Raw genomic sequence first — 26639 nt, forward strand, 5'->3', positions numbered from 1 at the left:
GATTCTGCGTTGCCTATCCCGTCAGGGAACGCGAATTACGCGTTGCCCGACAGCTTCTCGCGCAGAGCAGCCAGCTGGGCGTCGCTCGCGAGCGAGCCACCGGCCGGCTCGGAGGACGAAGCCGCAGCCTGCGAACCCGACTCCGAGGAGTAGTTCGACGGACCACCGTTGGCGGCCTCGGCGGCGGCGTCGGCGGCCATCTTCTCCATCTGAGCGGTGTGCATCTTGTGGCGACGCTCGGCCTCGGCGTACCGGGTCTCCCACTCCTCACGCTGCTTCTCGAAGCCCTCGAGCCATTCGTTGGTCTCGGAGTCGAAGCCCTCGGGGAAGATGTAGTTGCCCTGGTCGTCGTAGCTGTCGGCCATGCCGTACTTCGACGGGTCGAACTCGGCGGTGTAGTCCTCGTTGGCCTGCTTCAGCGACAGCGAGATCCGGCGACGCTCGAGGTCGATGTCGATGACCTTGACCATGGCGTCGTCGCCGACGGCCACAACCTGGTCCGGGACCTCGACGTGGCGCTCGGCCAGCTCGGAGATGTGCACCAGGCCCTCGATGCCCTCTTCGACGCGCACGAACGCACCGAACGGAACCAGCTTGGTGACCTTGCCCGGCACGATCTGGCCGATCGCGTGGGTGCGGGCGAACTGACGCCACGGGTCTTCCTGGGTCGCCTTGAGCGACAGGGAGACACGCTCGCGGTCCAGGTCGACGTCGAGAACCTCGACGGTGACCTCGTTGCCGACCTCGACAACCTCGGACGGGTGGTCGATGTGCTTCCAGGACAGCTCGGAGACGTGCACCAGACCGTCCACGCCACCCAGGTCCACGAAGGCACCGAAGTTGACGATGGAGGAGACCACACCCTTGCGGACCTGGCCCTTCTGCAGCTGGTGCAGGAACTCGCTGCGGACCTCGGACTGGGTCTGCTCGAGCCAGGCGCGACGCGACAGAACCACGTTGTTGCGGTTCTTGTCGAGCTCGATGATCTTGGCTTCGATCTCCTTGCCGACGTACGGCTGGAGATCGCGCACGCGACGCATCTCGACCAGCGACGCCGGGAGGAAGCCGCGCAGACCGATGTCCAGGATCAGGCCGCCCTTGACGACCTCGATGACGGTGCCCTTGACGGCCTCGTCCTTCTCCTTGAGCTCCTCGATCGTGCCCCAGGCCCGCTCGTACTGAGCGCGCTTCTTCGACAGGATCAGGCGGCCTTCCTTGTCCTCCTTGGTGAGAACGAGGGCCTCGACCTCATCGCCCACGGAAACGACCTCGGCCGGGTCGACATCGTGCTTGATGGACAGTTCGCGAGACGGGATCACGCCTTCGGTCTTGTAACCGATGTCGAGAAGGACCTCATCGCGATCGACCTTGACGATGGTTCCTTCGACGATGTCGCCATCGTTGAAGTACTTGATGGTCTTGTCGATGGCGGCGAGGAAGTCCTCGGCAGTGCCGATGTCGTTGACGGCAACCTGCGGCGAGGTGACAGTGGTGGGCATGTGTTGGGAGGCTCCGGACGGATTGTGGTCGGTAGTGGACATGTGGACTTTCGGTATTGCTGCGAACAGCAGGCGTTGGAACTAACGTTGGTCATGCACAGCACACCGCTGCGACGCTGCACAACGCTGCCCTGGAAAGCATGCGGACCCACAGCACGATTGTCTGCTCTACGCGGTCTCGAGAAACCGGGTACAGAAGACACTCGCGGAAAACAGCGTACGCGACGTGTGTTGTACCAAGCAAACATGGGTCCCGGCGCGCGGGTCGATAGGGTGATCCCATGTCCGAAGATCACTCCGTCACCACCGACGATGCCCGGCACGCCGAAGCCAACACCCTGCTCGGGACGGTGGGAGTGACGCGGACGAAGGTCGACTCGCAGTCCAGTCAGCGCGCCAGCCGCAAGTGGTGGGATGCCGATGCCGCGGCCTACCACGAAACCCACGCCGACTTCCTCGGCGTGGACTCCCCCGCCGGCGAATTCGTGTGGTGCCCGGAGGGATTGCACGAGGGTGACTGGCATCTGCTGGGGGATGTCACCGATAAGCGGATCCTGGAGATCGGCTGCGGCTCGGCCCCCTGCTCGCGCTGGCTGGCCTCGCACGGCGCACACCCCGTCGGGCTGGACATCTCGCGCGCCATGCTCGACCGCGGTCTCGCCGCCATGGCCGCGGGCGGCCCCCGCGTCCCGCTCATCCAGGCGGGTGCGGAGGAATTGCCCTTCGCCGACGAGTCTTTCGATCTGGCCTGCTCCGCCTTCGGCGCGGTGCCCTTCGTCGCCGACTCCGCTCGGGTGATGCGGGAGGTCCACCGCGTCCTCAAACCCGGTGGCCGCTGGGTTTTCTCGGTGAACCACCCCATGCGCTGGATCTTCCCCGACGACCCGGGGCCCGAGGGCCTGCGCGCCACCATCCCCTACTTCGACCGCACCCCGTACGTCGAACTCGACTCCAACGGCGAACCCACCTACGTCGAACACCACCGCACCATCGGCGACCGCGTCCGCGAGATCGTCGCCGCCGGCCTGGTCCTCACCGACATCATCGAACCCGATTGGCCCGAGTGGCTCGACCGCGAATGGGGTCAGTGGAGCCCGCTCCGCGGCGAGATCTTCCCCGGCACAGCCATTTTCGTCACCGAGAAGCCGCGCTGACGGTCGCAGCGGCAACGCGTCCGGCACACTCGTTCCCACCGGCCGGAAGCACGCCCGCCGGCGGTGCGCCGTACCCTCGTCGTGAGTAGGGGGTACGGCGTGGAGGAGAGCTCGTTCGGTCGCTACCGGCTGCTCGAATTGCTCGGCGCAGGCGGGATGGGGCAGGTGTTCCGGGCCTACGACACCGGGACGAACCGGGTCGTAGCGCTCAAGGTGCTGCCGCCGGGGCTGGCGCACGACCCGGTGTACCGGGCGCGGTTCCGCAGGGAGGCGCAGGCGGCGGCGCGGCTGAACGAGCCGCATGTCATTCCCATTCACGACTACGGGGAGATCGACGGGCGGCTGTTCCTGGACATGCGGCTGGTCGAGGGAGTGGATCTGGGCTCCCGGCTCGCGACCGAAGGGGCGTTGTCACCGAAGCTGGCGGTGTCCTGCACGACGCAGATCGCGGCCGCGCTGGATGCGGCGCATCGGGCCGGGCTGGTACATCGGGATGTGAAGCCGTCCAACATCCTCACCACCGCGGACGATTTCGCCTACCTCATCGACTTCGGTATCGCTCGCGGCGGCGATGACACGGGGCTGACCAGCGCCGGCGCGGCGGTCGGGACCTTCGCCTATATGGCGCCCGAGCGGCTCGAGCACGCCGGCTGCGACGCCCGGGCCGACGTGTATTCGCTGGCCTGTGTGCTCTACGAATGCCTGACCGGTTCGAAACCGTTTCCCGGTGGCAGCGTCGAACGCCAGATCGCCGCGCATCTCGCGGCACCGCCGCCGCGGCCGTCGGTCGCGCACGGCCGGATTCCGGTGGCGTTCGACGAGGTGATCGCGAGCGGGATGGCCAAGGATCCGCGGGAGCGGTATCCGTCGGCCGGTGTGCTGGCCACCGCCGCGCAGGCGGCCCTGCACGGCACCGACCTCCCGACCGTCCCGGCGATTCCGATGGCGGCGGAACGCGCTGCCGCGCAGTTCGATTCGCAGTCCACCCGGCAGGTCACCGAGCCCTCCGGCCCCGCAGCGCAACCGGTGGAGTTCCGCCCGCCCGCGCCCGATCCGGCCCGGCGGTCGCTGAGCGCGCTCGTCTGGGCGGCCTCGATCGCGGTGGCGGCACTGGTCGCGGTGACGCTGGTGACCACTCAGCTGCGCCACGGCGGGAACGATACGGCGACCGCGCCGTCGGCGGGCACGAGCAGCGCCACGTCGGGCACCGCCCACAATTCCGCGACACCGACGAGCTCGCCGCTCAACCCGTCCTCGATCCCGGCCCCGATATCGGCGAACACGATGTCGGACTACATCGGGCAGTACTACTCGATGCTGCCGGGCAATACGATGGCGGCCTGGACCTGGCTGACCACGCGGTATCAGGGTGAGATCGGCGGCTACGACGCGTACCGAAGCTTCTGGGGCACAGTCGATTCCGTCACGGTGCGGGATGTCTCCGCGGATCCGGCGCAGCTGACGGTGACCTATCGCCTCACCCTGCGCTACCCCGACGGCCGGAGCGGGACCGAACTGCGGCGGGCGCAGCTGGTCCCGCTCGGCGGGGGCTATCTGATCGACAGTTCGAACGTGGTGTCGTGACTATTTCGGATCGCGCCCAACCTGTTTCAGGGCGAGGCGCAGCGCGAATTCGATTTGGGCGTTGATGCTGCGGAGGTCGTCGGCGGCCCACTTGGCGATGGCTTCGTGGACCGCCGGATCGAGCCGGAGCAGCACCTTTTTCGGCTCGCGCTTGACCATCAGGAGTAGAGGGTTCCGGCGTTGACGACGGGCGAGGCGGAGCGGTCGCCGCACAGGACCACCAGCAGGTTGGACACCATTGCCGCCTTGCGCTCCTCATCGAGTTCGACCACGCCCTGGTCGGCCAGTCGGTCCAGGGCCATGCCGACCATACCGACCGCGCCCTCCACGATGCGGCTGCGGGCGGCGACCACCTGGGCGGCCTGCTGGCGGACCAGCATGGCCTGGGCGATCTCCGGCGCGTAGGCCAGGTGGGTGATGCGGGCCTCGATGATCTCGATGCCGGCCAGTTCGGTGCGGGCGCGCAGTTCGGTGGTGAGCTCGCCGGCCACTTCGGACCCGTCCCGCAGGCTGGCGGTGTTCGCGTCGTCGGACTGATACGGGTGGGTGGTGGCCAGGTGCCGGACCGCGGTCTCGGACTGGGTGCGGACGAAGTCCTCGTAGTCGTCGACGGCGAAGGCGGCCTTGTAGCTGTCCACCACCTGGTACACGACCACGGCCGCGATCTCGACCGGGTTCCCGTCCAGATCGTTGACCTTCAGCTTCTGGGTCTCGAAGTTCCGGACCCGCAGCGAGATGCCGCGACGGCTGGACAGCGGGGTGACCCAGTGGAAACCGGACTCGCCGACCGAGCCGATGTACTGGCCGAAGAACTGGATCACCTTGGCCTGGTTGGGATTCACCACGACGAACCCGCTCGCCGCCAGCACCGCGGCCAGGAGCGTCACCGCCAGCGCCACACCCAGGATGGTCGGCGAACCACCATCGCCGCCCCTGGTGTTCAGTGTGTGCGCCTCGACGGCGATCGCGATGATCAGCAGTATCAGGACCCCCAGCATGAGGAATCCGTTCAGCCGGAAGGCTCGACGCAACTCCATGACACTCTCCTAGTATCGAAGTGATATCACGACGATAGCGCGCAAGCGGGCCCACGCCAAGCCCGGAAACGCGGCCGGCCCCGCCACGGACAGGTGTGGCGGGGCGAGCGCGCGTGGACCGGACGCGGTCAGTGGGGACGAATATTGCGGTTGTTGCGGAACAGGTTTGCCGGGTCGTACTTCGCCTTCAGACCCGCCAGCCGGTCGTAGGTGGCGGGGCTGTATCCCGCCCGGGTCTGCTCCTCACCGGCCTGATCGCCGCCGCCGTACAGGAAGTTCAGGTTCTGACCGAGAGTCCAGGGCTGCAGGGTCTTCAGCACGAGGGACAGCCGGTCGCCGATCTGTTCCGCGTTGTCCGGGTTCGGCATGGTCAGGACGCGGGCGATGTACTCGGCGTCACGGTGGTCCATGGCGATGCCGTTCGGCCCCGGGCGGCCCAGCGCGCCGCCCAGGTGGCGCAGCCCGGCGATCACCGGTACCGGCGAGTCGGGGCCGGTGGCCTCCAGGAAGGCGTCCGTGGCATCGGCGGGCAGGTCGGACAGCAGCGCGTTGGTGGCGAGGTAGGGGTGCGGGTGTTCCGGATCCCGGTAGATGGCATGGCTTTCCGTGTACGGCATGACCCGCAGGTCGTCGGCCATCCGCGCGCCGACCGCGCGCAGCGGGGCGACCAGGCGCTCGCCCTCCTCGGCGGAACCGGTGAACGCGATATTGATGGTCGCGACGTACCGGCCGCGCAGGTGCGGCGGGAATGCCGGAATGTCGGGGAAGGCCATCATGGTGATGGCCGAGGTCATCTGCTCGGGCACGTCCCGGGTCCACAGTCGCCACGCCTCCAGCGCCGGCGCGACCAGCGGGGTGTCGAATTGCAGCTGACCGCCGTACACCGTGGTGATCGGCAGCAGCGCCAGCTCCAGTGCGGTGACCACCCCGAAGTTGCCGCCGGTGCCGAGCACCGCACCGAACAGCTCGTCGCCGGGTTCCAGCCGCCGCAGCCGGCCGTCGGCAGTGACGATCTCGATGCCGCGCACATGCTCTGCGGCATAACCGAATTCGCGGGCCAGGATACCGATGCCGCCACCGAGGGTGTAGCCGACCACGCCGACCGAGAGCGACGAACCGTTCAGCGGCGCGAGGCCGTGCGCGGCGGCCGCCTCGATCAGGGCTCCGGCCTGGACGCCCGCCGCCACCCGGGCGGTCCGGGCTGCGGTGTCGATGCGAATGTCGGTCATGCGGCGGGTGGTGATGAGCACGCCGCCGTCGGTGGCGACCGACAGGCCGTGGCCGGTGTTCTGCACGGCGACCGAAAGGCCGTGGCGCGCCGCGTATTCCACGGCGGCACGGACGTCCTCGGCGTGGGCCGCGCCGACGACCACGGCGGGGCGGTGGGTGTAAGCGGTTTGGAATCCGGCGATCTCGGCGTCGTAGCCGGTGTCGTCGGGCTGGAAGACGGGGCCGGTGGTGGCGGGCAGTTCGGTGATCGCTGTCTTCGTCATGTCACCAACTCTGCACGGCTCCGATCAAGAACTCCAACAGATAGTTTTTCTCGTAGCTATAATCAATAGTTATGGAGCTCCGGCAGCTGCGGTACTTCGTGACGGTCGCCGAGGAGGCCAACTTCACCCGGGCGGCGGCCCGCCTGCACCTGGCGCAGCCGGGGCTCAGCGCGCAGATCCGGCAGCTGGAACGCGAACTGGGACAACCGCTTCTGGACCGTTCCAGCCGCTCGGTCACGCTCACCCCGGTCGGCGAGGCGGTGCTGCCACTGGCCCGGGCGGCCCTGGATCAGGTCGAGCGCATCACCCACACGGTGGACGAATTCACCGGTCTACTGCGGGGCCATGTCCGAGTCGGCCTGATCTCCGGCGCGGCGGGCGAGGAGATCGATATCGCCGCGGTGCTCGCCGACTTCCACCGCGATCATCCGCAGATCGGCATCTCCCTGACCGAGGACACCTCCGACGCGATGTACGGCGCGGTCCGCCGCGGCGACCTGGATATCGGCCTGCTCAGCATTTCCGCCGATCTGGACCCGGGCATCAGCGTCGAGAACATCTACGACAGCTCGATTGTCGCGGCCGTGCCGTCGGCCGCCGCCGACTTCGGCGAGCGGATCACGCTGTCCGAGTTGTGCGAACATCCGCTGATCTGCCTGCCGTCCGGGACCGGCCTGCGTGGGCTGCTCGAAACAGCTTGTGCCGCAGCTGGTCTCGTGCCGAACGTGGCATTCGAGGCGGCCGCTCCCCCGCTGCTGATCCGGCTGGCCGCGCACGAGCTGGGTGTCGCGATCGTGCCCCGGATTCCCCCGGCCGACGCGGCCAGGCTCGGGGTGCGGACCCTCGAGGTCGATCCCCCGATGCGCGGCCGGCTGGTGCTGGCCTGGAATGCCGAGCGGCCCATGAGCCCGGCCGCGAAAGTCCTGCTCGGTCAGCTTCGGATCGCGCTGGCGCGCTGGAAGGATCCGGCGCCGATGTTCGTCGAGCCCTAGCGTTCGTCACGCCCTGTCTGTTCGTCGCACTGTAGCCGCGAACACCGCCCGCAGTCCGCCGTCCCGAATCGCCTGGACACCGACCAGCACCAGCAGCACCACGCCGGTCATGATGTGTTCGACGGCATCGCCGCGGTGGTTCGGGAAGCTGAACATCAGCACGCTGTGCGCGAACAGCGCCCAGATGCCGACCACGAATCCGCCTCCGACAGCGGCGATCACGCAATACCAGGCGGCCCAGCGCTTGCGCAGCGCGGCCACCAGCGCGGGCGTGAAAAGCAGCAGTCCCGCGAGTCCGTGCCAGCCGTTGTAGTCCATGCCGAGCACGGGGGTGGCCGGGGCGTGCTCACCCATGGCGAAGCTGGGTTCGGCGACCCAGCCTGTGATCGCCCAGACGATGTGGACGGCTCCGACCGCGAGGACCGCCCATTGCAGGAAACTCCACCGCGCCGATTCGACCGGATGCTCCGCTACCGCCGTGAACCCCATGTCGCTGCCTCCCACAGTGCGGCCAAATGTCTACTACACAATGTAGTTTAGTTTGACGGCCACCGTAAGGCCCGTCACATAGTTACCTAAACTTCCCTATTGCGGTTACAAATAGGGAAGTTTAAGGTAGTTTTCGTGACAGATCGTCTGTACTCCGTCGACGAGGTAGCCGAGCGTCTCGGCCTGCATGTCCGCACCGTTCGCGGCTACGTGCGCGACGGGAAGCTACCCGCCACCCGCATCGGCAAGCAGTACCGCATCGCCGCCACCGATCTGGAGGCCTTCACCGGCCTGCCCGCACCCGGTAGCCCGCGCGAATCGGTTGCCCGGCACCCGTATTCGGAGGCATCGACCATCATCGAGGTCGATGCCGTGGATCCCGGCACCGCCGACCGGGTCAGCACCCTGCTGACCGGCGCCGCGGCCACCCGGGGACCGGACGGACAGCCCCTGCGGGTCCAGACCTTCCACGACCGCGAACGCGCTCGCCTGAAGGTCATTCTCGTCGGCGGTCTGGGCGACACCGCCCGGCTGCTCGAATACATGGAAGGAGTCCTCGCGTCGTGAACGCGATCTACAAATCCGAAGCCGGCCGGGCGGCCATCCAGGCCCGTTACCGGGATGCCCTGCGGCAGTGGCCGGTTCCCGCCGAGCAGCTGCACCTGCCGACCCGCGAGGGCGACACCTTCGTGCTCGCGTCCGGCCCGCAGGACGCCCCGCCGGTGATCCTGCTACACGGCTCCGGTTCCAACAACTCCGCCTGGCGCGGCGATATCGCCTCCTGGGCACGGGATTTCCGGGTCTATGCGGTCGATCTGCCCGGCGAACCCGGTGGCAGCACCGAATCGCGCCCGGCCCTCGGCTCCGAGGCGCTCGCCCAGTGGCTCGACGATGTCCTTGCGGGCCTTCAGCTTTCGTCCGCGAGCGTCGTCGGCATATCACTGGGTGGCTGGATCGCGCTGGACTACGCCGTCCGCCGGCCCGACCACGTCACGAAACTGGCCCTGCTGTGCCCCGGCGGCATCGGCAAGCAGCGCTTCGGCTGGATCTTCAAGAACCTGGTCGACCACCTGTTCAGCAATCACGATCTGCGCCGCTCCGCGGCCATTGTCACCGGCCTGAACCTGACCGACCACGCGGAGATCCTGGACGATGTGACCCTCACGTTCACGCACTTCACTCCGCGTACGGGCAAGCTGCCGATCTTCACCGACGCCCAGCTGCGCAGCCTCACGATGCCGGTCCTGGTGATCGTCGGCGAAGACGACGTCATGTTCAAATCCGCCGACACCGCCCGCCGCGCAACGCAATCCATCCCGGACGCGACCACCCTGGTCCTCCCCGGTGTCGGCCACGCCATCCTCGGGCAGACCACCCCCATCGAGGAGTTCCTCCGGAAATAACAGGATCAGGGAGCTGTCACCGCGCGGAATCCGGGTGAATTCCGCCGGGACAGCTCCCTGATCCTGTTGTGCGCCTACAGAATGCGAGACAGGAAGGTCTTGGTCCGGTCGTGCTGGGGGTTGGCGAGCATCTCACGCGGGTTGCCCGCCTCGACGACGACGCCGCCGTCCATGAACACCAGCTGATCGGCCACCTCACGGGCGAAGCCCATCTCGTGGGTCACCACGATCATGGTCATGCCGGATGCCGCGAGTTCTCGCATGACGCCGAGGACCTCGCCCACGAGCTCGGGGTCCAGCGCCGAGGTGGGCTCGTCGAAGAGCATGAGCTTGGGGTCCATGGCCAGGGCACGCGCGATGGCCACGCGCTGCTGCTGACCGCCGGAGAGCTGGGCGGGGTAGGCATCGGCCTTGTCCGCCAACCCGACTCGGTCCAGCAGCTCCCGGGCACGGGCGACCGCGGCGGCACGCTTGAGCTTCTTGACCTGGGTCGGCGCTTCGATGATGTTCTCCAGCGCCGTGCGGTGCGGGAACAGGTTGAAGTGCTGGAAGACCATGCCGATGTCGCGACGCTGCTTTGCGGCATCGCGTGGGTGCAGCTCGTAGAGCTTGCCGTTCTTCTCGCGGTAGCCGACGAGATCGCCGTCCACATAGAGACGTCCGGCATTGATCTGCTCGAGATGGTTGATGCAGCGCAGGAAGGTGGACTTGCCGGAGCCGGAAGGGCCGATCAGGCAGAGCACCTCGCCGCGCTTCACCTCCAGCGTGATGCCCTTGAGCACCTTCAGTGCGCCGAAGCTCTTGGCCACCCGGTCGGCGCGCACCATCGGCACGTTCGAAGGCGGCAGCGCGTCCTCGACGAGCGGAATCGGATCCTTGGAGAACGACATCGAGTCCTCGGACATATCAGCGTTCACCTATCCCGTTCCGCCGGCGACTTGCGCCTGAGCCAAGGCGCGCAGCTGCTTGGCCGTCAACTGCCGCGACGAACCCCGCGAGTAGTACCGCTCCAGGTAGTACTGGCCGATCATGAGCACGCTCGTGATGAGCAGGTACCAGGTGGCGGCCACCAGCAGCAGCGGGATCGGCTGGAAGTTGATGCTGTAGATGTCTCGGGCCCGGCCGTAGAGGTCGGTGGTGAGCGGGATGGCCGTCACCAGCGAGGTGGTCTTCAGCATGGAGATCAGCTCGTTGCCGGTGGGCGGGATGATCACCCGCATGGCCTGCGGCAGCACCGTGCGGGTCATGGTCTGCGACCACGACATGCCCAGCGCCACCGACGCCTCGCGCTGCCCCTCGCCCACGGAATTGATCCCGGCGCGGACGATTTCGGCCATGTAGGCCGCCTCGTTGAGACCCAGGCCGATCATGGCGAAGAAGAACGGCGCGGACCAGTGCTGTACATCGAAGTGGGTCAGCGACGGGCCGAACGGCACGCCCACTGTCACGGTCTTGTACAGCGACGGGAACAGACCCCAGAACACCAGCTGCACATAGACGGGCGTCCCGCGGAAGATCCACAGGTAGGCCCATGCCACCGAGCGCAGCACCGGATTGGGCGACAGCCGCATGACCGCCAGCAACACGCCCAGCACCACACCGATCACCATGGCGAACACGGTGAGTTCCAGAGTGACCAACGCGCCCTGGGCGATTCGCTTGTCACCCAGATACTTGAAGTAGGTGTCCCAGTGGTACGCCTCGTTGGTCTTGGCGCCCCAGACGAACAGAGCCAGGGCAATCAGAATGATCGCGGCGGCGATCCACCGGCCCGGCCGTCGCAGCGGAATCGCTTTGATCGGCTCGGGCTCGGTGCTCGCGACCGCTGACGCAGCCGAGGCTGCGGATTTGGTCTCGTCCTGCATAACGGCTTAGCTCGTCGCCCCGTTGATGCCCGACTTGGTGATCGCGCCCTCCTGGACGCCCCAGTTCTCGGCGATCTTCTTGTACTGGCCGTTGTCCATCAGGTACTGCACGGCTTCCTGCAGCACCGGCGCCAGCGGCGAGCTCTTCTTGAGCGGCCAGCCGTAGGGCGCCGAGTCGAAGATCGGGCCCGCGGGCTCGATCTTGTCGCTGGCCTGCTTGATGGCGTACGCGGTCACCGGGGAGTCGGCGGACATGGCGTCGACCTGACCCTGCACCAGCGCGTTGGCGGCGGCGGACTGCTCGTCGTAGGCGACCTTCTGGATCTCCGGCTTGCCGGCGGCGACGCACGCCTTGGACTTGGCCGGGATCTCGTCGGTGTCCTGAACGGTGGTGCGCTGCACCGCGACTCGCTTGCCGCAGGCATTGTTCGGGTCGACCGGCTTGCCCTTCTGCTGGGCCCACTGGCTGCCCGCGGAGAAGTAGTCGACGAAGTCGGCGGTGGCCTCGCGCTCCTTGTTGTCGGTGAAGGAGGACATGCCGAGATTGAAGGTGCCCGCCTCGATGGAGGGGATGATCTTCTCGAAGTCGGCTTCCTTGTAGTCGGCCGACAGGCCCAGCACCTTGGCGACCGCGTCCATCAGATCGACGTCGAAGCCGACGATCTTGCCGCTGCTCGGATCCCGGTACTCGTTGGGCTGATAGGGCACGTTCACACCGACGATCAGCTTGCCGGAGGACTTGATGTCGGCGGGCACCTTGGCGGCGATGCTGTCGACCTTGGCCACGTCGACCTTGGCCACAGCGGGGCCGCTGGACTCGGAATTGCTGGTACAAGCGGTCAGTGCGAGGGCGCCGCCGGCAACGACGACAGCGGCCCGCAGGACACGCCCGCGAAGAGAGTTACGAACAGACACAGCAGTCCTCCACAGTTCGGGTGCGCGACATCCGGGCGTCGCCCGCCGTTTGAAATGTAAGCGAGTGACAACGTCCGCGTCGGTCGGTAACCGAACATTAATCGGCGACACGCCATCGCGTGGCCGAACACGCCCGGTCCCGGAAGTGCGCGCTCACCAGCGGTGCAGCCGGGCGCGCACCTGCTCGGTGAATTCGGAGGTAGAGGCTAGCCCACCCAAATCAGACGTCGCAACACCGGCCCGCAATGTCTCCGCAACCGCACGTTCCACTCGCTCGCCCACCCGCCGCAGGGCGCTGTAGCGCGGGGTCCGGCTCATCCAGCGCAACATGCCCGCGGCGGAGTTGAACAGTGCCACCGGATTCGCGCGATTGCGCCCGGCCAGCGTGGGGGCCGCGCCGTGCACCGCCTGCGCCATGATCTGCGTGTCCGAACAGTTCACCGACGCCGCCATGCCGAGCGAACCGCTCAACTCGCCCGCCAGATCGGAAAGGATGTCACCGAACAGGTTTTCGGTGACGATCACGTCGTAGTCCTGGGGCGCGCGGACCAGATGCGCGGCCGCCGCGTCGACGTGCTCGTCGCCGACCTCGATGTCGGGATACCTCGCAGCCACCTCGTAGCAGATGTCACGGAACATGCCCATGGTCATCGGCAGCACGTTCGCCTTGTGCACGATGGTCACCTTCTTGGAGCGCTCGCTCGCGATCTCGAAACTCAAGTGCGCGATACGCTCGATCGCCGGGCGGGTGAACACGCCGACTGCCAGCGCCACATCCGGCGACGGCTGGAACTCGCCGGAGCCCGCGGCCATATTGCGGTCGGCGTAGAGGCCCTCGGTGTTCTCGCGCAGGATCAGCAGGTCCATGTCCGGAGCGACCGAGCGCACGCCCTCGAGGGTGCGGGCCGGGCGGATATTGGCGTAGAGCCCGAAGCGTTTCCGCACCCTGCCCGCCGGCGGCAGGCCGGTACGGTGCTCGGGCGCGTAGGAGGCGCTGTCGTGCGGGCCCATGATCCAGGCGTCGAGCTCGGCCAGACCGTCGAGGGTCTGGTCGGGTACCGGGTTGCCGTACTGCTCGATCGCCGCGTGTCCCAGCGGCAGCGTCACCCATTCCACCGGCGGCAGACCTGTGGCCCGGAAGGCATCGTCGACCACATCCCGGGTCGCCCGCACGATTTCCGGGCCGATGCCGTCGCCCTCCAACAGGCCCAGGCGTACTGGAGTGTCGCTGTCGCTCATGGGAGCCATCCTCGCGCAACCCCCGCCGCGGCGACGCTCCGGCACACAGCCGCGCATGTTTCGAGATCTGGGCGTAGGTTCGGGACACCATGGTGCAATCGGTGGAACTGGTGCTCGACGCGACAGCCGAGGCCGAGATGCGTCGACAGTGGACGCTGCTGCGCGAAATCGGATTGCACGCGCCCGGGCCCGAGCACCGGCCGCACATCACCCTCGCGGTCGCCTCCGAGATCTGGCCGCGCCTGGATAAAGTCTTGGCGCGCCAGGAGTTTCGACCCTTTCCGATCCGGCTGGGCGGACTGTTGGTGTTCGGCTCACGCACGCCCATTCTGGTCCGGGCCGTGGTGCCCTCCGCACCGCTGATCGCCTTGCAGCACAGGCTGTTCCGCGTCATCGAGGAGTGCCCGGGTATTCCCGCCAACGTGCGCCCGGACATCTGGACGCCGCACGTCACACTCGCGCGGCGGCTGCGGCCGGGACAACTGGAGGCTGCGCTCGATGCTGTGGCCTGGGACAAGGACTTCCGGGCTACCGTAGAGGGCATCCGGCGATGGGACGGTGACCGGCGTGACGAGTGGCCCATTTCCGGGACCGAACGACTCTGAACGACCGACCGGCTGATCACCCAGGGAAGATAACCAGTGGGCCCCGTGTTGGACCGGGGGACATCGATACGAGAGGAAACCATGGCCACCCAGACCCTGACCGAGCAGAACTTCGACGAGGTAGTCACCGGCAACGACGTCGTTCTCGTCGACTTCTGGGCATCGTGGTGCGGCCCGTGCCGCAGCTTCGCCCCGACTTTCGAGAAGTCGTCGGAGACCCACCCCGACGTGGTGCACGCCAAGGTGGACACCGAAGACCAGCAGGGCCTGGCGGCGGCCGCGAATATCCGCTCGATCCCGACCATCATGGCCTTCCGCGAGGGCGTGCTCGTCTTCGCCCAGCCCGGCGCGCTGCCCCCGGCCGCCCTCGAGGACCTGGTCACCCAGGTGAAGGCCCTCGACATGGACGACGTCCGCAAGCAGATCGCGGAGCAAGAGTCGAAGTAAGCCGCGCGCCCCGCGAACTCAGCGCCGCAACCCCGGAAGGAGTTGCGGCGCTTGGCTTTTCAACCGACACCTCGCGCAGCCCGACCCCGCTGCCTCGGCAGCGGGGTCGGGTTCCCGCTTCTCTCAGAAGTGCGAACCGAGCCGGTTGATGCCGGCGATCATGGCGCGGATGGTGGATTCGGCCGGGTCATCGGCGAGCGCGGCGCCCCAGCCGCGGCGGCCGTTGAACTCGCACTGGACGAAGGTGGCCATGCCGTCCGCGGTCCGGCGCTGGTGGAACGCGAGGATCTCCACCGGGTAGCCCTCGTCGTAGAGGGCCGAGGTCAGCGCCGCCACCGGGCTGCCCGTCGCCACGACGGTGCGCAGGTGATCGGCGATCTCCAGGGTGGCCGTACCGGCGCGGTGGCCGATCGGGGTCCAGTCGCTGAGCTTGACCGGGCCCGTCGGGGCACAGTACCGGTCGTGGAACTCGGCGGGGGTCAGGCCGATGCACTCGGCCCGCAGACTCGCGGGGGCAGCGGCGATGAACGTGGCGGTATCAATGGTGATGGTCATTGAACTAGGTCTTCCCGACTTCTTCCGAAGAAAGTGACAGAGGGGACCAGCAAGAAAAGTTCATTCGGCCGCAGCGAGGGGCCGGTCCGAATCAGACCCCGCTACGGCGGCGAACTACGAGTACGCGCGCGCCAGCCACACTCGCGGTGAGCGAAATGAGCGCGGCGCGGTCGCGGTCGGCGACATCGAGCGCTGCGCTGCGGCTGTAGGCGGGATTCGACACGGAGTCGAGCATAGGGGGACAACCACGCAATGGCAACCATATTCGCAATCGACCCATGAGTAACTTCGCCGCAGGTCACCGGATATGCGACGGGCGCCACACCGGCTCGCGAAACAGTGCGAGCAAACACCATGGGGCCCGCAGACATCCGATACGTGAACATGCCCAGCTCACGGCTGGTCCGCCTCCCCGAAACTTCAGCGGACAGCAGTGTGCCGTCGGAGTCACACACCCGTGCCTGGGGTCAGGTGGGTGCCCAAATTTTGGACGTACCCGGCGAGTTCCCCATGGCGCAGCGAAATCAGTTGTTGCGTACCGAACGCCTCGACAGCGCTGGCCGCGCTTGCCTCTAGTGCGCGGCCGAATCCCAGCTGCGGCCCACGCCCACCGAGACCTCGAGCGGCACCGAGAGTTCGATGGCATTGGACATGTGCTCGCGCGCAAGCGATTCCAGTCGCTCGCGCTCGCCGGGAGCGACCTCGAAGACGAGTTCGTCGTGAATCTGCAAGAGCATCCGGGACTTCAGCCCGGCCGCCCGGATCGCCTTCTGTGTGTCGATCATGGCGACCTTGATGATGTCGGCGGCAGTGCCCTGGATGGGGGCGTTGAGGGCCATCCGCTCGGCGGCCTCACGACGCTGCCGGTTGCTCGAATCCAGATCCGGCAGATAGCGGCGGCGGCCGAAGAGGGTCTCGGTGTAGCCGGTCTTGCGGGCCTGCTCGACGGCGTCGCGCAGGTAGTCGCGGATGGCGCCGAAACGGTTGAAGTAGATGTCCATCTGGACCTTGGCCTCGTCGGCGCTGATCTTCAACTGCTGGGACAGGCCGTAGGCGGACAGACCGTAGGCCAGGCCGTACGACATGGCCTTGATGCGGCGGCGCAGTTCCGGATCCACCTCGGAGATGGGGATGTCGAAGGCCTTGGAGGCGACGAAGTTGTGCAGGTCCTCGCCGGAGTTGAAGGCCTCGATCAGGCCCTCGTCCTTCGAGAGGTGGGCCATGATCCGCATTTCGATCTGGCTGTAGTCGGCGGTCATCAGCGACTCGAAGCCCGCGCCCACCACGAAGGTGTCGCGGATGCGGCGGCCCATATCGGTGCGGATCGGGATGTTCTGCAGGTTGGGCTCGGTCGAGGAGAGCCGGCCCGTGGCCGCGACCGTCTGATTGAAGGTGGTGTGGATGCGGCCGTCGTCGGCGACCGACTTGAGCAGGCCGTCGACGGTCACCTTCAGACGGGTGGCGTCGCGGTGCTCGAGCAGGTGCCGCAGGAACGGGTGCTCGGTCTTCTCGTAGAGGCCCTCGAGCGCATCGGCATCGGTGGTGTAGCCGGTCTTGGTGCGCTTGGTCTTCGGCATGTCGAGCTCGTCGAACAGCACCACCTGCAGCTGCTTGGGCGAGCCCAGGTTGATCTGCTTGCCGATCACGCCGTAGGCGTTGTTGGCGGCCTCGGCGACGCGGTCGGCGAACTCGCGCTGCAGCTCCTCCAGCTGGTCGGAGTCGACGGCAACGCCCGCGGCCTCCAGATCGGCGAGCACGCTCAGCAGCGGGAGTTCCATATCGCGCAGCAGGGCGGTGGACTCGATGCGCTCGAGTTCGGCGTCGAAGGCGTCGGCGAGGTCCGAAACCGCACGGGCGCGCAGCATCTGGGCATTGGCGACCTCGGCGTCGACCTGCTCCTCGTCGTCGAGCAGCGACAGCTGGGTCTCGCCGCCACTGTCGACGCGCAACTCCCGGCTCAGGTAGCGCAGTGACAGGTCCTCGAGGTTGAAGGTGCGCTGGCCGGGCAGGATCAGGTAGGCAGCGAGCGCGGTGTCACTGGTGAGCCCGCCCAGTTGCCAGCCGCGGCCGCGCAGGGCGTGCATCGCGGTCTTGGCCTCGTGCAACGCCTTCGGGATCTCGGCGTCGGCCAGCCAGGCGCCCAGCGCCTTCTCGTCTTCCGGGGTGAGGGTGTGCACGTCGATGTAGGCGCCCTCGCCGTCGGCGGCGGCCAGCGCGATGGCCTGGGTGTCACCGTGGATCGGCGAGCCGGTGCCGACCACGGAAACACCGTGCCGCACACCGGTTCCGGCATGCTCGGCCAGCCAGTCCGCGACCGTGCCCGCCGCGAGCGCGCTGCCGCTGATCTCGAAACCGGCCTCGGCCTCCGGCTCCACCGGGGCCAGGGTGTCGAAGAGGCGATCGCGCAGGACGCGGAACTCCAGCTCGTCGAACAGCTGGTGGATCTTCTCCCGGTTCCACGGCTGCACGGCCAGCTGCTCCGGGGTATAGGGCAGCGGCACATCCTTCACCATCTCGGTGAGCTGACGGTTGAGCACGACGCTGGACAGGTTGGCGCGCAACGCGTCTCCGACCTTGCCCTTGACCTTGTCCACCTGGTCGACCAGCGTGGCCAGATCACCGTATTCGCGCACCCACTTGGCGGCGGTCTTCTCCCCCACACCCGGAATGCCCGGCAGGTTGTCGCTCGGGTCGCCGCGCAGTGCCGCGAAGTCCGGATACTGCTGCGGGGTGAGCCCGTACTTCTCCTCCACCACCGCCGGGGTGAACCGGGTCAGCTCGGAGACGCCCTTCTTCGGGTACAGGACGGTGACGTTGTCATTGACCAGCTGCAGCGAATCGCGGTCACCGGTCACGATGAGCACCCGGAAACCCTCGGGCACGGCCTGCGTGGTGAGGGTGGCGATCAGATCGTCCGCCTCGTACCCCTCGATGGCCAGCACCGGAATCCCCAGCGCCCCCAGCACTTCCTGGGTGGTCTCCACCTGGCCCTTGAACTCGTCGGGCGTGCTGATCCGGTTCGCCTTGTATTCGGGGAACGCCTCGGTCCGGAAGGTCTTCCGGCTCACGTCGAACGTCGCCGCCACATGCGTGGGCTTCTCGTCCCGCAGCAGATTGATCAGCATCGCCGTGAACCCGTACACGGCATTGGTGGTCTGCCCACTGTGCGTCTTGAAGTTCTCCGCCGGCAGCGCATAGAACGCGCGATAGGCCAGCGAATGCCCATCCAGCAGCAGCAGGGTCGGCTGCTCCCCGGACGCAGATGCGGGCACAACACCAGGACGTTGATCAGTAGAGGCAGGGGTCACCCGACAGAGTCTAGGTATCCCCTCCGACATCCGTGGGCAGCGGGCATACTCGGCCCGTCGCCGCAGGTCAGCAAAACCGATTTCATCGCGGCCGGGCTACCTGGTAGCGTATGCCCTCGCCAAGGGGTGTAGCTCAATTGGCAGAGCAGCCGTCTCCAAAGCGGCAGGTTGCAGGTTCGATTCCTGTCGCCCCTGCAGAAGGCTTCGGGCCGGTCACCGGAAGGTGACCGGCCCGAATGCTTTTCGGGGCCGGGGCGTCAGCCGACGCCGAGGTAGGCGGATTTGACGGCGGGGTCGTGCAGGAGGGCCCGGCCGCCACCGGTTTTGGTGACCTCGCCGGTTTCCAGGATGTAGGCGCGGTCGCTGCGGGTCAGGGCCTGCTGGGCGTTCTGCTCGACCAGCAGGACCGTGGTGCCCTGGGCGTTGATGTCGGCGATGATGCGAAAGATCTGCTGGATCACCATGGGGGCCAAGCCCATTGACGGCTCGTCCAGCAGCAGCAGCTGGGGGCGGGCCATGAGGGCGCGGCCGATGGCCAGCATCTGCTGCTCGCCGCCGGAGAGGGTGCCGCCAACCTGGCGGCGGCGTTCGAGCAGTCGCGGGAACAGCTCGTAGACCCAGTCCAGGGTGCGGGTGTAGTCGGCCTTGGCCTTGAACGGTCGTGCGTGACAACCCATGTCGAGGTTTTCCTGGACCGTCATGCCGGGGAAGACACCACGGCCCTCGGGGGCCTGGATCAGGCCCGCCACGACGCGTTCGTGGGCCTTCATACGGGTGATGTCGCGACCCTGGAACATGATGCGGCCACGGGTGAGTGGCAGCAGGCCGGAGAGGGCACGCATGGTGGTGGTCTTGCCCGCACCATTGGCGCCCAGCAGGGTCACCAGCTCGCCCTGGCCGACGGACAGCGAAATGCCGTGCAGGGCTTGGATTCTGCCGTAGTTGACCACCATGTCCTCGACCGTCAGCAGGGGCTGATCGGATGGGTTTTCGGGCACGTCCGGCACCGGGATGGGCTTGGTCAGGTCCGGGATCGGTTGTGCGCCAGGCTTGCCCGGGTCCACATCCACACCGCCGTGCGGCGCCATCGCGGCCTGGTCGGTGCCGCTGTCCGCGACCTCCGCCTCGTCGGGCACGCCCAGATACGCGTTGATCACCGCCGGATCCTGGCGGATCCGGTCCGGCAGCCCGTCGGCGATCTTACGGCCGAACTCGAGCACCACGATGCGGTCGGTCACGCCCATGACCAGCCGCATGTCGTGCTCGATGAGCAGCACCGTGTAGCCGTCGTCGCGGATCTTGCGGATCAGATCCATGAGCGCCGACTTCTCGCTCGGGTTGAAGCCTGCGGCCGGCTCGTCCAGGCACAGCAGCTTCGGTTCCGTCGCCAGCGCGCGGGCGATCTCCAGGCGGCGCTGATCGCCGTAGGACAGATTGCGCGCCTTCTCCACCGCGTGCGCGGCGATGCCGACGAATTCCAGCAGCGCCATGCCTCTTTCGAGCGAGTCGCGTTCCTCGCTCCGGTGCCGGGCGGTGCGGAAGATGGCGCCCGGCACCGAGGTCCGGTGCCGCGCGTCCGCGCCCACCACCACGTTCTCCAGCGCGGTCATCTCGCCGAAGAGCCGGATGTTCTGGAAGGTGCGTGCGATACCGAGGCGGGTGATCTCGTTGCGCTTGGTCTTGGTGAGCGGCTTGCCGTCGAAGTAGACGGTGCCGCCGGAGGGCCGGTACACGCCGGAGATGGCGTTGAAGCAGGTCGTCTTGCCCGCGCCATTGGGTCCGATGAGCCCGAGGATCTCGCCGCGGCGGATCTCGAAGCTCACGGCGTCCAACGCGGTGAGACCACCGAACTTCACCGTCAGCCCGTCGGTGCGCAGCAGCGGCGCGCCGATTGCGGTCTCGATCTCCCGGTGCGGCGCAACGACTTCCGCGACCACATCGTGGTCCTTGTAGACCGGCAGCACCTCCGTTACGTCCAGCGTGCCCGCGCTGGGCTCGGTCTCCGGCGCCGCATACCCGGCGGCCATGTCCTCGTTGTCGAAGAGCGCGTCGCCCGGCCCCGTCATTGCCCCGCTCCCGTCGCCTGCGCGGCCACCACCGGCCGTCGCACCGCCCGATACACCTGCCGCCCGTAGGCGAGCAGTTTCTGCCGAGCCGGGAACAGACCCTGCGGCCGGAAGATCATCACCACCACCAGCGTGAGTCCGAAGAACAGATACTTGTAGTCGCCCAGCGACTGCCCGCCCACATTCACCGACATGAATCGGTTGGGCAGGTACACGATCAGGAACGCGCCGACGATCACGCCGAGCTTGTTGCCCTGGCCGCCCAGCACCACCGCGCACAGGAACAGCATCGAGTTGATGACATTGAATCCCGCCGGGTTGATGAACTGCACCTGGCCCGCGTACAGCGCGCCGGACAGGCCGCCGATGGCCGCGCCGATGGTGAAGGCCCACAGTTTGAACTTGAAGGTGGGCACACCCATGATCTCGGCGGCGTCCTCGTCCTCGCGGATGGCGACCCAGGCGCGGCCGACACGGCTGCGCTCGAGATTGCCGACCAGCATCAGGACGCCGACCACCAGCACGATGCCGAGCCAGTACCACCAGGTGCCGGAGTTGGCCCGGTCCAACGGATTCCAGCTGCTCGTATCGCCCAGGTTGCCGGAGGAGAAGTAACCGCCGGGGTGACTGTCCGACTCGCCGAGCTTCGGATACTGGATCCGCGACAGCCCGAGGCTGCCATTGGTGATCTCGGGCAGATTGTCGGCCAGCAGGCGCACGATCTCACCGAAGCCGAGGGTCACGATGGCGAGGTAGTCGCCACGCAGGCGCAGGGTGGGCGTACCCAGGATCAGGCCGGAGATGGCCGTCAGCAGGATCGCGATCGGCACACACGCCAGCCACGCCCACTTGGGGTCCAGGAAGCCGCCGTTGGTCTGGTTCCACGGGCTGTTCGGACTGGTGAGCAGACCCACCGAATACGCACCGACCGCGTAGAAGCCGACATATCCCAGGTCGAGCAGACCGGCCTGTCCCACAACCACATTCAGGCCGATGGCGATGAGGGCGTACATGGCGAACTGCGCCATCACCCCGCCGAAACTGGTGCCGGGGGTGTCCAGCAGCGGCAGCTTGAACAACGGCAGAACGGCCAGCACGATGACCGCCGGGACGCCGAACGCCCACTGCGCCGGGCGGGACAGCCCGCCCCACCAGTTCCGGACGGCGTCGCCGACGCCCCGCCCGGCGGGCGAATTCTGTGGCATGGGGGCCGGTTTCGTCGTCGTCATGCCCGCGCCCTCCCCAGGCTCTCGCCCAGAATGCCGGTCGGGCGAATCATCAGCACGCCGACCAGCACCACGAAGGCCACCACGTCACGCCACTGCGTGCCGAACAGGATCTGCCCGTAATCCTCGGCCAGACCCAGCAGCAGGCCGCCCAGCAGCGCGCCGCGCAGGTTGCCGATGCCGCCCAGCACCGCGGCGCTGAACGCCTTGATGCCCAGGATGAATCCGCCGTTGTAGATGATGCCGTTGGGGATCTTGAGCGTGTAGAGCAGCGCGGCCGCACCCGCGAGCACACCGCCGATGAGGAAGGTCAGCATGATGACCCGCTCCCGGGAGACCCCCATCAGCGTGGCGGTATCGGGGTCCTGCGCCACCGCGCGAATGCTACGGCCGAATTTCGTTTTGTTGATGAGCAATTCGGTGGTGAGCGCCAGCGCGATCGCCGCGAGCACGATCACCAGCGAGATATTGGTGACCGAGGCGCCAAAGATCTGGAACTGCTCGGTGGGCTTCACCAGCACGATCGGCTGCTGCGCATTGGTGCCGCCGAGCTTGTTGCTGGTCAGCTTCGGCAGCACGTAGTGCACGAATTCCTGCAGTACGAACGACATTCCGATCGCGGTGATCAGGAAGATCAGCGGTTTCGCGCCGCGTTTGCGCAGCGGTCGGTACGCGACCCGCTCCAGGCCCACCGCGGCCGCGCCGGAAACCAGCATGCCGAAAACCATTGCGGCGCCCAGATAGATGACGGTCGAGACGACGCCCTGGGAATACACGTCGCCGCTGGCGGCGAATCCGAAGACCATCAACCCGACCAGCTGGCCGAACATGCCCAGCATGAAAACTTCCGAATGGGCGAAATTGATCAGGCGCAACACACCGTAGACCAGTGTGTATCCGACCGCGACCAGGGCGTAGATCGAACCGTACGTCAAACCTTCGACTGTCAGCCGCCAGAATTGGTCGACTACGCCGGAGACATTGAATTCGATGGAACTGCTCGCGAGGAGGGTCACATCGGCCAGAGCGGGTGCAGACATTCGTTACTTTCGCCGTCCGAGGAAAACAGCGTGCGCCGAAACCGATTCGGCACACGCTGTTCCGAATAGTGAGTGCTACTTGACCTGGTACATCCAGATCAAAGCGTTCGCCAATTCACCGGTGGGGCCCCACTTGTATTCGCGGGCCAGGCCCTGGCCGTCGTAGTTGCGCACGTAATCGACCAGATCGGGGCGGGAGACCTTACCGGCCTCGATACCCTTGAGCACGATGGTGGTCAGGTCGTAGCCCTCGGTCGAATAGGTGCCCGGTTCATAGTTGTTGAATGCCTTGTAGGCGGTAGTGAACTTGTCCGACGCCGGACCACACGGGCACGACAGCAGCGCGTCCTTGGAGGAATTGCCCGCCTGCTTGACGAACTCGACGTCCTTGGTGCCGTCGTCGGAAATGAAGGTCGCGGTCACGCCGCCATTGCGCAGCTGGCTGACCAGCGGGGACGCCTCGGCGTAGTAGCCGGCGTAGAAGATGCCGTCCGGCTTGGCCGACGCCATCTTCGACACCGTCGCGGAGAAGTCCTTGTCCTTCTGCTTGACGTTGGCCGCGCAGCTCGGGTCGGCGATCGAACCAAGGCCCTCGGTGACGGTCTTGGCCAGGCCGGTGCCGTAATCCGAGTCGTCGGCGATGACGCAGATCTTCTTGAACTTGCCGGTGCCCTTGAGGTATCCGGCCACGGCCGGACCCTGGATGCCATCGTTGCCCAGGCCGCGGAAGAAGTTGTTCCAGCCGTTGGTGGTGAGGGTGACGTTGGTGGCCGACGGCGTCAGCGACAGCAGATTGGCCTGGTTGAGGATCGCGCCGGTCGCCTTGGTCTCACCGGAGAAGGTCGGGCCGATCAGGGCCACGATCGACGGATCGCTGACGATGGTCGGGATGACCTGGGTGGCCTTCTGCGGGTCGCCCTCGGTGTCGAATTCCTTGACCGTCACCTGGCAGCCCGGGTTGGCCTTGTTGTGCTGGTCCAGCGCCAGCTTCACGCCGCGGATGATGTTCAGGCCGAGGTTGGCGTTGTCACCGGTGAGCGGGCCCGCCATCGCGATCGTCTGAGGTGCGCACTTACCCTTGCCGTCGCCGGCCGGATCCGCGGCCGCGCTGGTGTCCTTCGCCGGAACTTCCTTGCCCTGGCCGTCCACCTGTACGAGAGGCTGAATGGTCAGATTCGAGCCGCCGCTCGAATTATCCGTTGATTTGCTACTACATCCCGCCGACGCCAGAGCGAGTACGGCCGCCGCTCCGATGACCACCGCTCGCGCCGTGCGACTGCGTCGCAGGGACGACGTGCGCGTCAATGAACCAAGCACGATTCACCTCATGTTCTGTGCTCCCCCGGGGTGACCGAGGAGGGCCGCCCCATCGATCGGCCCGTCCAGAACATAGCCCCGCTACGTTAGCTCCGCATCACATTCGAATCATCCATGTGACATCGCAACAAAAGCAGAAGGCCCTGCTGTTACCGCACTGTTAATTTCTCCAGTGCATTAGCGGCAACAACAGGGCGACGGCGTGGCAAATGCGTCTTACTTCGGCGCGAGGTTCTCCAGCACCACTTCCGCGACCGCCTTCATGGTGGTGCGACGATCCATGGCCGTGCGCTGTATCCACTTGAACGCCTGCGGCTCTGACAGCCCCTGGGTCTGCATCAGCACACCCTTGGCACGCTCGACCAGCTTGCGGGTCTCGAGCCGGTCGGTCAGATTCGCGACCTCGCTCTCGAGCGCCGCGATCTCATGGAATCGAGATGCGGCCAATTCGATGGCCGGCACCAGATCCGACTTGGTGAACGGCTTCACCAGGTACGCCATCGCACCCGCGTCGCGCGCCCGCTCCACCAGATCGCGCTGACTGAAGGCAGTCAGGATGACCACCGGCGCAACGCGTTTCGACGCGATCTCGGCCGCCGCGTCGATGCCGTCCCGACGCGGCATCTTCACGTCCATGATCACCAGATCCGGCCGTAGCTCCTCGGCGAGATCCACGGCCTGCTGACCGTCTCCCGCCTCACCCACCACGTGATAGCCCTCCTCCGAGAGCATCTCCACCAGGTCCATCCGGATGAGCGCCTCGTCCTCGGCAACCACCACCCGCTTGGGGGCGGACGCCGCAGCGTCCTTCTTCGAACCGCCCCCTGCTGTCGTTCCCATAGATGAACCCCTGTCGCTTCCGAATACCGATACCCGATGCCACCTCGCCTTGCGCCACCCTCGCAGGATCGGCACGCATCGAGTCACCCAAAGAGTACCGTTCACCCGCCCCTACAACCCACGTACCCAGGGCAAACCGACCAGTATCACAACCCCGTAGCCCCCGGACCCCCTCGATTAGTCTCTTCCCCCTCCACCCGCTATCATTTGTTCCCGGTGCGCCGGGTTGGCGGAACTGGCAGACGCGACGGTCTCAAAAACCGTTGTCCGAAAGGACGTGTGGGTTCGAGTCCCACACTCGGCACCACTTGTGATTCCGGATCCGGAGATCATTCACCCACCCCACTCCGGGGGGCACTCCCAATGAGGGTCGGCGGCTCTGCGCTGTCCGGGGACTTCCATTGAACCGCTCGGGCACAGTCGGCCCGGCAGAGGAATTCGGCTCGCGCTCAGGGGGTTCCGGGGTGGGGTGTGAGAAGTGGTGTCCGGCAGGGGGTTCGGGGATGGTCAACCTTGGGTTGACGGGCTAGGGTGGCGGGATGCGCGTTGTGTTTGCCAGCCTTGCGACTGTGGGGCATGCGTATCCGCTGGTGCCGTTGGCGGTGGCGGCCCGGGAGGCGGGGTGCGAGGTGCATTTCGCAGTGGGCGCGGGGATGCACGGGGTGATGGGGCGGCATGGGTTGGGCGCGTTTCGGCCGGGGGATTGTTTTTCCGAGATGTATGCGGGGGATATTGCGGGGGATTTGGAGCGGTTGCGGCCCGATCTGGTGATTCATGAGTGGGGGGTGCCGGGGGCGGCGATTGCGGCGCGGCGGGCGGGGATTCCGGGGGTGTGGCATGGGTTCGGGCGGATGTTTCCGGAGGGGATCAGGCTGGAGAATCCGTTGGGGATCGCCGGCGTGGAGCGGGTGCCGCATATTGATATTTGCCCGGCCTCGCTGCAGGACAAGGCATTTCTGAAAGAAGAACGGATCGAGTTGCGGCCGGTTCCGTATCCGGAGAAAGGGGAACTCGCCGCGCTGCCGGGCATACCGACGTCCCGGCCACTGATCTATCTGACGCTGGGCACCGTGTTCGGCACACCGGGACTGCTCACGCAGGCCGTATCCGGACTGTCTCGGCTCGACGCCCAGGTCATTGTCGCCGCGGGGCGGCTGGATCCGGACGAGCTCGGTGCACTGCCTGGCAATGTCGGTGTTCACGGGTGGGTGCCGCAGTCTCGGCTACTCCCCCATGTCGATCTCGTCGTGCATCACGGGGGCAGCGGGACCACGCTCGGTGCGTTGAATTTCGGAGTGCCTCAACTGGTCCTGCCGCAGGGGGCCGATCAGTTCGCCAATGCGGATGCGCTGGAGGCGGTGGGGGCGGCGATTCAGCTCGGGGCCGGCGAGGTCGACGCGGATACGGTCGCCGAGCGGGCGGCGACGTTGCTGCCGCGGCGGGGCAATTCTTATCGGGAGGCGGCCGAGGCGGTCGCGGCGGAGATCGCTCGGATGCCCGGGCCGGATGAGGTCGTCGAGCGGCTGCGCGACTACGTCGCGAGCCGATAGGGGAACCCCGGGCTC

General features: G+C 66.9%; 24 protein-coding genes, 2 tRNA genes and 1 pseudogene. 10 read left to right on the plus strand and 17 right to left on the minus strand.

Features of this window, described 5'->3' with window-relative positions; all coding sequences use genetic code 11:
- Positions 1-35 precede the first annotated feature (35 nt).
- On the minus strand, positions 36-1499 hold the full coding sequence (gene rpsA / locus ABZ909_RS23260; protein ID WP_040856871.1) for a 30S ribosomal protein S1: 1464 nt from the start codon (positions 1497-1499) through the stop codon (positions 36-38).
- A gap of 281 nt (positions 1500-1780) precedes the next feature.
- On the opposite strand from rpsA, the gene ABZ909_RS23265 reads away from it, so the two are divergent.
- The gene (locus tag ABZ909_RS23265) at positions 1781-2653 is read left to right on the plus strand and encodes a class I SAM-dependent methyltransferase (protein ID WP_357002946.1); all 873 of its coding nucleotides are present in this window, start codon (positions 1781-1783) and stop codon (positions 2651-2653) included.
- Between the two features lie 81 nt (positions 2654-2734).
- Positions 2735-4237: a protein kinase gene (locus ABZ909_RS23270; protein ID WP_357002948.1), complete on the plus strand. Its 1503-nt coding sequence runs from the start codon at positions 2735-2737 to the stop codon at positions 4235-4237.
- On the opposite strand, the gene ABZ909_RS23275 is transcribed toward ABZ909_RS23270, so the two are convergent.
- From ABZ909_RS23275 to ABZ909_RS23285, 3 genes are all read right to left on the minus strand, one after another.
- Positions 4238-4396, minus strand: a complete 159-nt coding sequence (locus tag ABZ909_RS23275) for a hypothetical protein (RefSeq protein ID WP_357002950.1) — start codon at positions 4394-4396, stop codon at positions 4238-4240.
- Complete coding sequence (locus tag ABZ909_RS23280; RefSeq protein ID WP_357002952.1) at positions 4396-5274, minus strand: SPFH domain-containing protein; 879 nt, start codon at positions 5272-5274, stop codon at positions 4396-4398. Before ABZ909_RS23280 ends, ABZ909_RS23275 begins: the two co-directional genes overlap by 1 nt.
- 128 nt (positions 5275-5402) lie before the next feature.
- The gene (locus ABZ909_RS23285; protein WP_357002954.1) at positions 5403-6767 is read right to left on the minus strand and encodes an FAD-binding oxidoreductase; all 1365 of its coding nucleotides are present in this window, start codon (positions 6765-6767) and stop codon (positions 5403-5405) included.
- 71 nt (positions 6768-6838) lie between these two features.
- Here ABZ909_RS23285 and ABZ909_RS23290 point away from each other — a divergent pair, with 71 nt between their 5' ends.
- Positions 6839-7759: a LysR family transcriptional regulator gene (locus ABZ909_RS23290; protein WP_357002956.1), complete on the plus strand. Its 921-nt coding sequence runs from the start codon at positions 6839-6841 to the stop codon at positions 7757-7759.
- Between the two features lie 6 nt (positions 7760-7765).
- Here ABZ909_RS23290 and ABZ909_RS23295 read toward each other — a convergent pair whose 3' ends face one another.
- On the minus strand, positions 7766-8248 hold the full coding sequence (locus ABZ909_RS23295; RefSeq protein WP_357002958.1) for a DUF4383 domain-containing protein: 483 nt from the start codon (positions 8246-8248) through the stop codon (positions 7766-7768).
- Positions 8249-8383: 135 nt separating this feature from the next.
- Here ABZ909_RS23295 and ABZ909_RS23300 point away from each other — a divergent pair, with 135 nt between their 5' ends.
- The gene (locus ABZ909_RS23300; RefSeq protein ID WP_357002960.1) at positions 8384-8815 is read left to right on the plus strand and encodes a helix-turn-helix domain-containing protein; all 432 of its coding nucleotides are present in this window, start codon (positions 8384-8386) and stop codon (positions 8813-8815) included.
- Positions 8812-9651, plus strand: a complete 840-nt coding sequence (locus ABZ909_RS23305; RefSeq protein WP_357002962.1) for an alpha/beta fold hydrolase — start codon at positions 8812-8814, stop codon at positions 9649-9651. Before ABZ909_RS23300 ends, ABZ909_RS23305 begins: the two co-directional genes overlap by 4 nt.
- 74 nt (positions 9652-9725) lie before the next feature.
- On the opposite strand, the gene ABZ909_RS23310 is transcribed toward ABZ909_RS23305, so the two are convergent.
- From ABZ909_RS23310 to ABZ909_RS23325, 4 genes are all read right to left on the minus strand, one after another.
- Complete coding sequence (locus ABZ909_RS23310) at positions 9726-10478, minus strand: amino acid ABC transporter ATP-binding protein (protein ID WP_357003091.1); 753 nt, start codon at positions 10476-10478, stop codon at positions 9726-9728.
- A gap of 90 nt (positions 10479-10568) precedes the next feature.
- A complete protein-coding gene (locus ABZ909_RS23315) occupies positions 10569-11516 on the minus strand; it encodes an amino acid ABC transporter permease (protein ID WP_357002964.1) in 948 nt (315 codons plus the stop codon).
- 6 nt (positions 11517-11522) lie between these two features.
- Entirely contained in the window at positions 11523-12431 is a 909-nt protein-coding gene (locus ABZ909_RS23320; RefSeq protein WP_357002965.1) for an ABC transporter substrate-binding protein, read from the minus strand.
- 153 nt (positions 12432-12584) lie between these two features.
- Entirely contained in the window at positions 12585-13670 is a 1086-nt protein-coding gene (locus ABZ909_RS23325; RefSeq protein ID WP_357002967.1) for an isocitrate/isopropylmalate family dehydrogenase, read from the minus strand.
- Between the two features lie 89 nt (positions 13671-13759).
- On the opposite strand from ABZ909_RS23325, the gene ABZ909_RS23330 reads away from it, so the two are divergent.
- Together ABZ909_RS23330 and trxA are read left to right on the plus strand one after the other, a co-directional pair.
- The gene (locus ABZ909_RS23330; protein WP_357002969.1) at positions 13760-14275 is read left to right on the plus strand and encodes a 2'-5' RNA ligase family protein; all 516 of its coding nucleotides are present in this window, start codon (positions 13760-13762) and stop codon (positions 14273-14275) included.
- Positions 14276-14356: 81 nt separating this feature from the next.
- Positions 14357-14722: a thioredoxin gene (trxA, locus tag ABZ909_RS23335; protein WP_357002971.1), complete on the plus strand. Its 366-nt coding sequence runs from the start codon at positions 14357-14359 to the stop codon at positions 14720-14722.
- Positions 14723-14845: 123 nt separating this feature from the next.
- On the opposite strand, the gene ABZ909_RS23340 is transcribed toward trxA, so the two are convergent.
- Positions 14846-15277, minus strand: a complete 432-nt coding sequence (locus tag ABZ909_RS23340; protein WP_357002973.1) for a 2-keto-3-deoxygluconate kinase — start codon at positions 15275-15277, stop codon at positions 14846-14848.
- Between the two features lie 572 nt (positions 15278-15849).
- Positions 15850-18615, minus strand: a complete 2766-nt coding sequence (polA, locus tag ABZ909_RS23345) for a DNA polymerase I (protein WP_357002975.1) — start codon at positions 18613-18615, stop codon at positions 15850-15852.
- A gap of 92 nt (positions 18616-18707) precedes the next feature.
- Here polA and ABZ909_RS23350 point away from each other — a divergent pair.
- Positions 18708-18780: transfer RNA gene (locus tag ABZ909_RS23350), tRNA-Trp, on the plus strand.
- 62 nt (positions 18781-18842) lie between these two features.
- Here the strand turns inward: ABZ909_RS23350 and ABZ909_RS23355 are convergent.
- From ABZ909_RS23355 to ABZ909_RS23380, 6 genes and pseudogenes are all read right to left on the minus strand, one after another.
- Positions 18843-19538 (minus strand): ABC transporter ATP-binding protein, encoded by a 696-nt coding sequence (locus ABZ909_RS23355; protein WP_357003093.1) that lies wholly within the window; start codon positions 19536-19538, stop codon positions 18843-18845.
- 159 nt (positions 19539-19697) lie between these two features.
- Positions 19698-20651 (minus strand): annotated as a pseudogene (locus tag ABZ909_RS23360) (ABC transporter ATP-binding protein); the annotation flags it as partial.
- Positions 20648-21880: a branched-chain amino acid ABC transporter permease gene (locus tag ABZ909_RS23365; RefSeq protein ID WP_357002977.1), complete on the minus strand. Its 1233-nt coding sequence runs from the start codon at positions 21878-21880 to the stop codon at positions 20648-20650. The gene ABZ909_RS23365 and the pseudogene ABZ909_RS23360, both read right to left, overlap by 4 nt.
- Positions 21877-22917, minus strand: coding sequence for a branched-chain amino acid ABC transporter permease (locus ABZ909_RS23370; protein ID WP_357002979.1), 1041 nt, complete (start codon positions 22915-22917; stop codon positions 21877-21879). The genes ABZ909_RS23365 and ABZ909_RS23370 overlap by 4 nt, the downstream gene beginning before the upstream one ends.
- 75 nt (positions 22918-22992) lie before the next feature.
- A complete protein-coding gene (locus ABZ909_RS23375; RefSeq protein ID WP_357003095.1) occupies positions 22993-24171 on the minus strand; it encodes a branched-chain amino acid ABC transporter substrate-binding protein in 1179 nt (392 codons plus the stop codon).
- Positions 24172-24450: 279 nt separating this feature from the next.
- On the minus strand, positions 24451-25074 hold the full coding sequence (locus ABZ909_RS23380) for an ANTAR domain-containing response regulator (RefSeq protein ID WP_213560578.1): 624 nt from the start codon (positions 25072-25074) through the stop codon (positions 24451-24453).
- Positions 25075-25294: 220 nt separating this feature from the next.
- Here ABZ909_RS23380 and ABZ909_RS23385 point away from each other — a divergent pair.
- Both ABZ909_RS23385 and ABZ909_RS23390 read left to right on the plus strand, forming a co-directional pair.
- Positions 25295-25381, plus strand: a tRNA-Leu gene (locus ABZ909_RS23385).
- A gap of 232 nt (positions 25382-25613) precedes the next feature.
- The gene (locus tag ABZ909_RS23390) at positions 25614-26624 is read left to right on the plus strand and encodes a glycosyltransferase (RefSeq protein WP_357002981.1); all 1011 of its coding nucleotides are present in this window, start codon (positions 25614-25616) and stop codon (positions 26622-26624) included.
- Positions 26625-26639 lie beyond the last annotated feature (15 nt).

The organism is Nocardia sp. NPDC046763 (assembly GCF_040645495.1).
Taxonomy (GTDB): Bacteria; Actinomycetota; Actinomycetes; order Mycobacteriales; family Mycobacteriaceae; genus Nocardia.

Bases quoted from the DNA above. Each gene is read 5' to 3' on its own strand.
- rpsA (WP_040856871.1), bottom strand. From the start codon at position 1,499: ATGCCCACCACTGTCACCTCGCCGCAGGTTGCCGTCAACGACATCGGC.
- ABZ909_RS23265 (WP_357002946.1), top strand. From the start codon at position 1,781: ATGTCCGAAGATCACTCCGTCACCACCGACGATGCCCGGCACGCCGAA.
- ABZ909_RS23275 (WP_357002950.1), bottom strand. From the start codon at position 4,396: ATGGTCAAGCGCGAGCCGAAAAAGGTGCTGCTCCGGCTCGATCCGGCG.
- ABZ909_RS23280 (WP_357002952.1), bottom strand. From the start codon at position 5,274: ATGGAGTTGCGTCGAGCCTTCCGGCTGAACGGATTCCTCATGCTGGGG.
- ABZ909_RS23285 (WP_357002954.1), bottom strand. From the start codon at position 6,767: ATGACGAAGACAGCGATCACCGAACTGCCCGCCACCACCGGCCCCGTC.
- ABZ909_RS23290 (WP_357002956.1), top strand. From the start codon at position 6,839: ATGGAGCTCCGGCAGCTGCGGTACTTCGTGACGGTCGCCGAGGAGGCC.
- ABZ909_RS23295 (WP_357002958.1), bottom strand. From the start codon at position 8,248: ATGGGGTTCACGGCGGTAGCGGAGCATCCGGTCGAATCGGCGCGGTGG.
- ABZ909_RS23310 (WP_357003091.1), bottom strand. From the start codon at position 10,478: ATGGTGCGCGCCGACCGGGTGGCCAAGAGCTTCGGCGCACTGAAGGTG.
- ABZ909_RS23315 (WP_357002964.1), bottom strand. From the start codon at position 11,516: ATGCAGGACGAGACCAAATCCGCAGCCTCGGCTGCGTCAGCGGTCGCG.
- ABZ909_RS23325 (WP_357002967.1), bottom strand. From the start codon at position 13,670: ATGAGCGACAGCGACACTCCAGTACGCCTGGGCCTGTTGGAGGGCGAC.
- ABZ909_RS23330 (WP_357002969.1), top strand. From the start codon at position 13,760: ATGGTGCAATCGGTGGAACTGGTGCTCGACGCGACAGCCGAGGCCGAG.
- trxA (WP_357002971.1), top strand. From the start codon at position 14,357: ATGGCCACCCAGACCCTGACCGAGCAGAACTTCGACGAGGTAGTCACC.
- ABZ909_RS23340 (WP_357002973.1), bottom strand. From the start codon at position 15,277: ATGACCATCACCATTGATACCGCCACGTTCATCGCCGCTGCCCCCGCG.
- polA (WP_357002975.1), bottom strand. From the start codon at position 18,615: ATGTCGGAGGGGATACCTAGACTCTGTCGGGTGACCCCTGCCTCTACT.
- ABZ909_RS23355 (WP_357003093.1), bottom strand. From the start codon at position 19,538: ATGGTGGTCAACTACGGCAGAATCCAAGCCCTGCACGGCATTTCGCTG.
- ABZ909_RS23365 (WP_357002977.1), bottom strand. From the start codon at position 21,880: ATGACGACGACGAAACCGGCCCCCATGCCACAGAATTCGCCCGCCGGG.
- ABZ909_RS23370 (WP_357002979.1), bottom strand. From the start codon at position 22,917: ATGTCTGCACCCGCTCTGGCCGATGTGACCCTCCTCGCGAGCAGTTCC.
- ABZ909_RS23380 (WP_213560578.1), bottom strand. From the start codon at position 25,074: ATGGGAACGACAGCAGGGGGCGGTTCGAAGAAGGACGCTGCGGCGTCC.
- ABZ909_RS23390 (WP_357002981.1), top strand. From the start codon at position 25,614: ATGCGCGTTGTGTTTGCCAGCCTTGCGACTGTGGGGCATGCGTATCCG.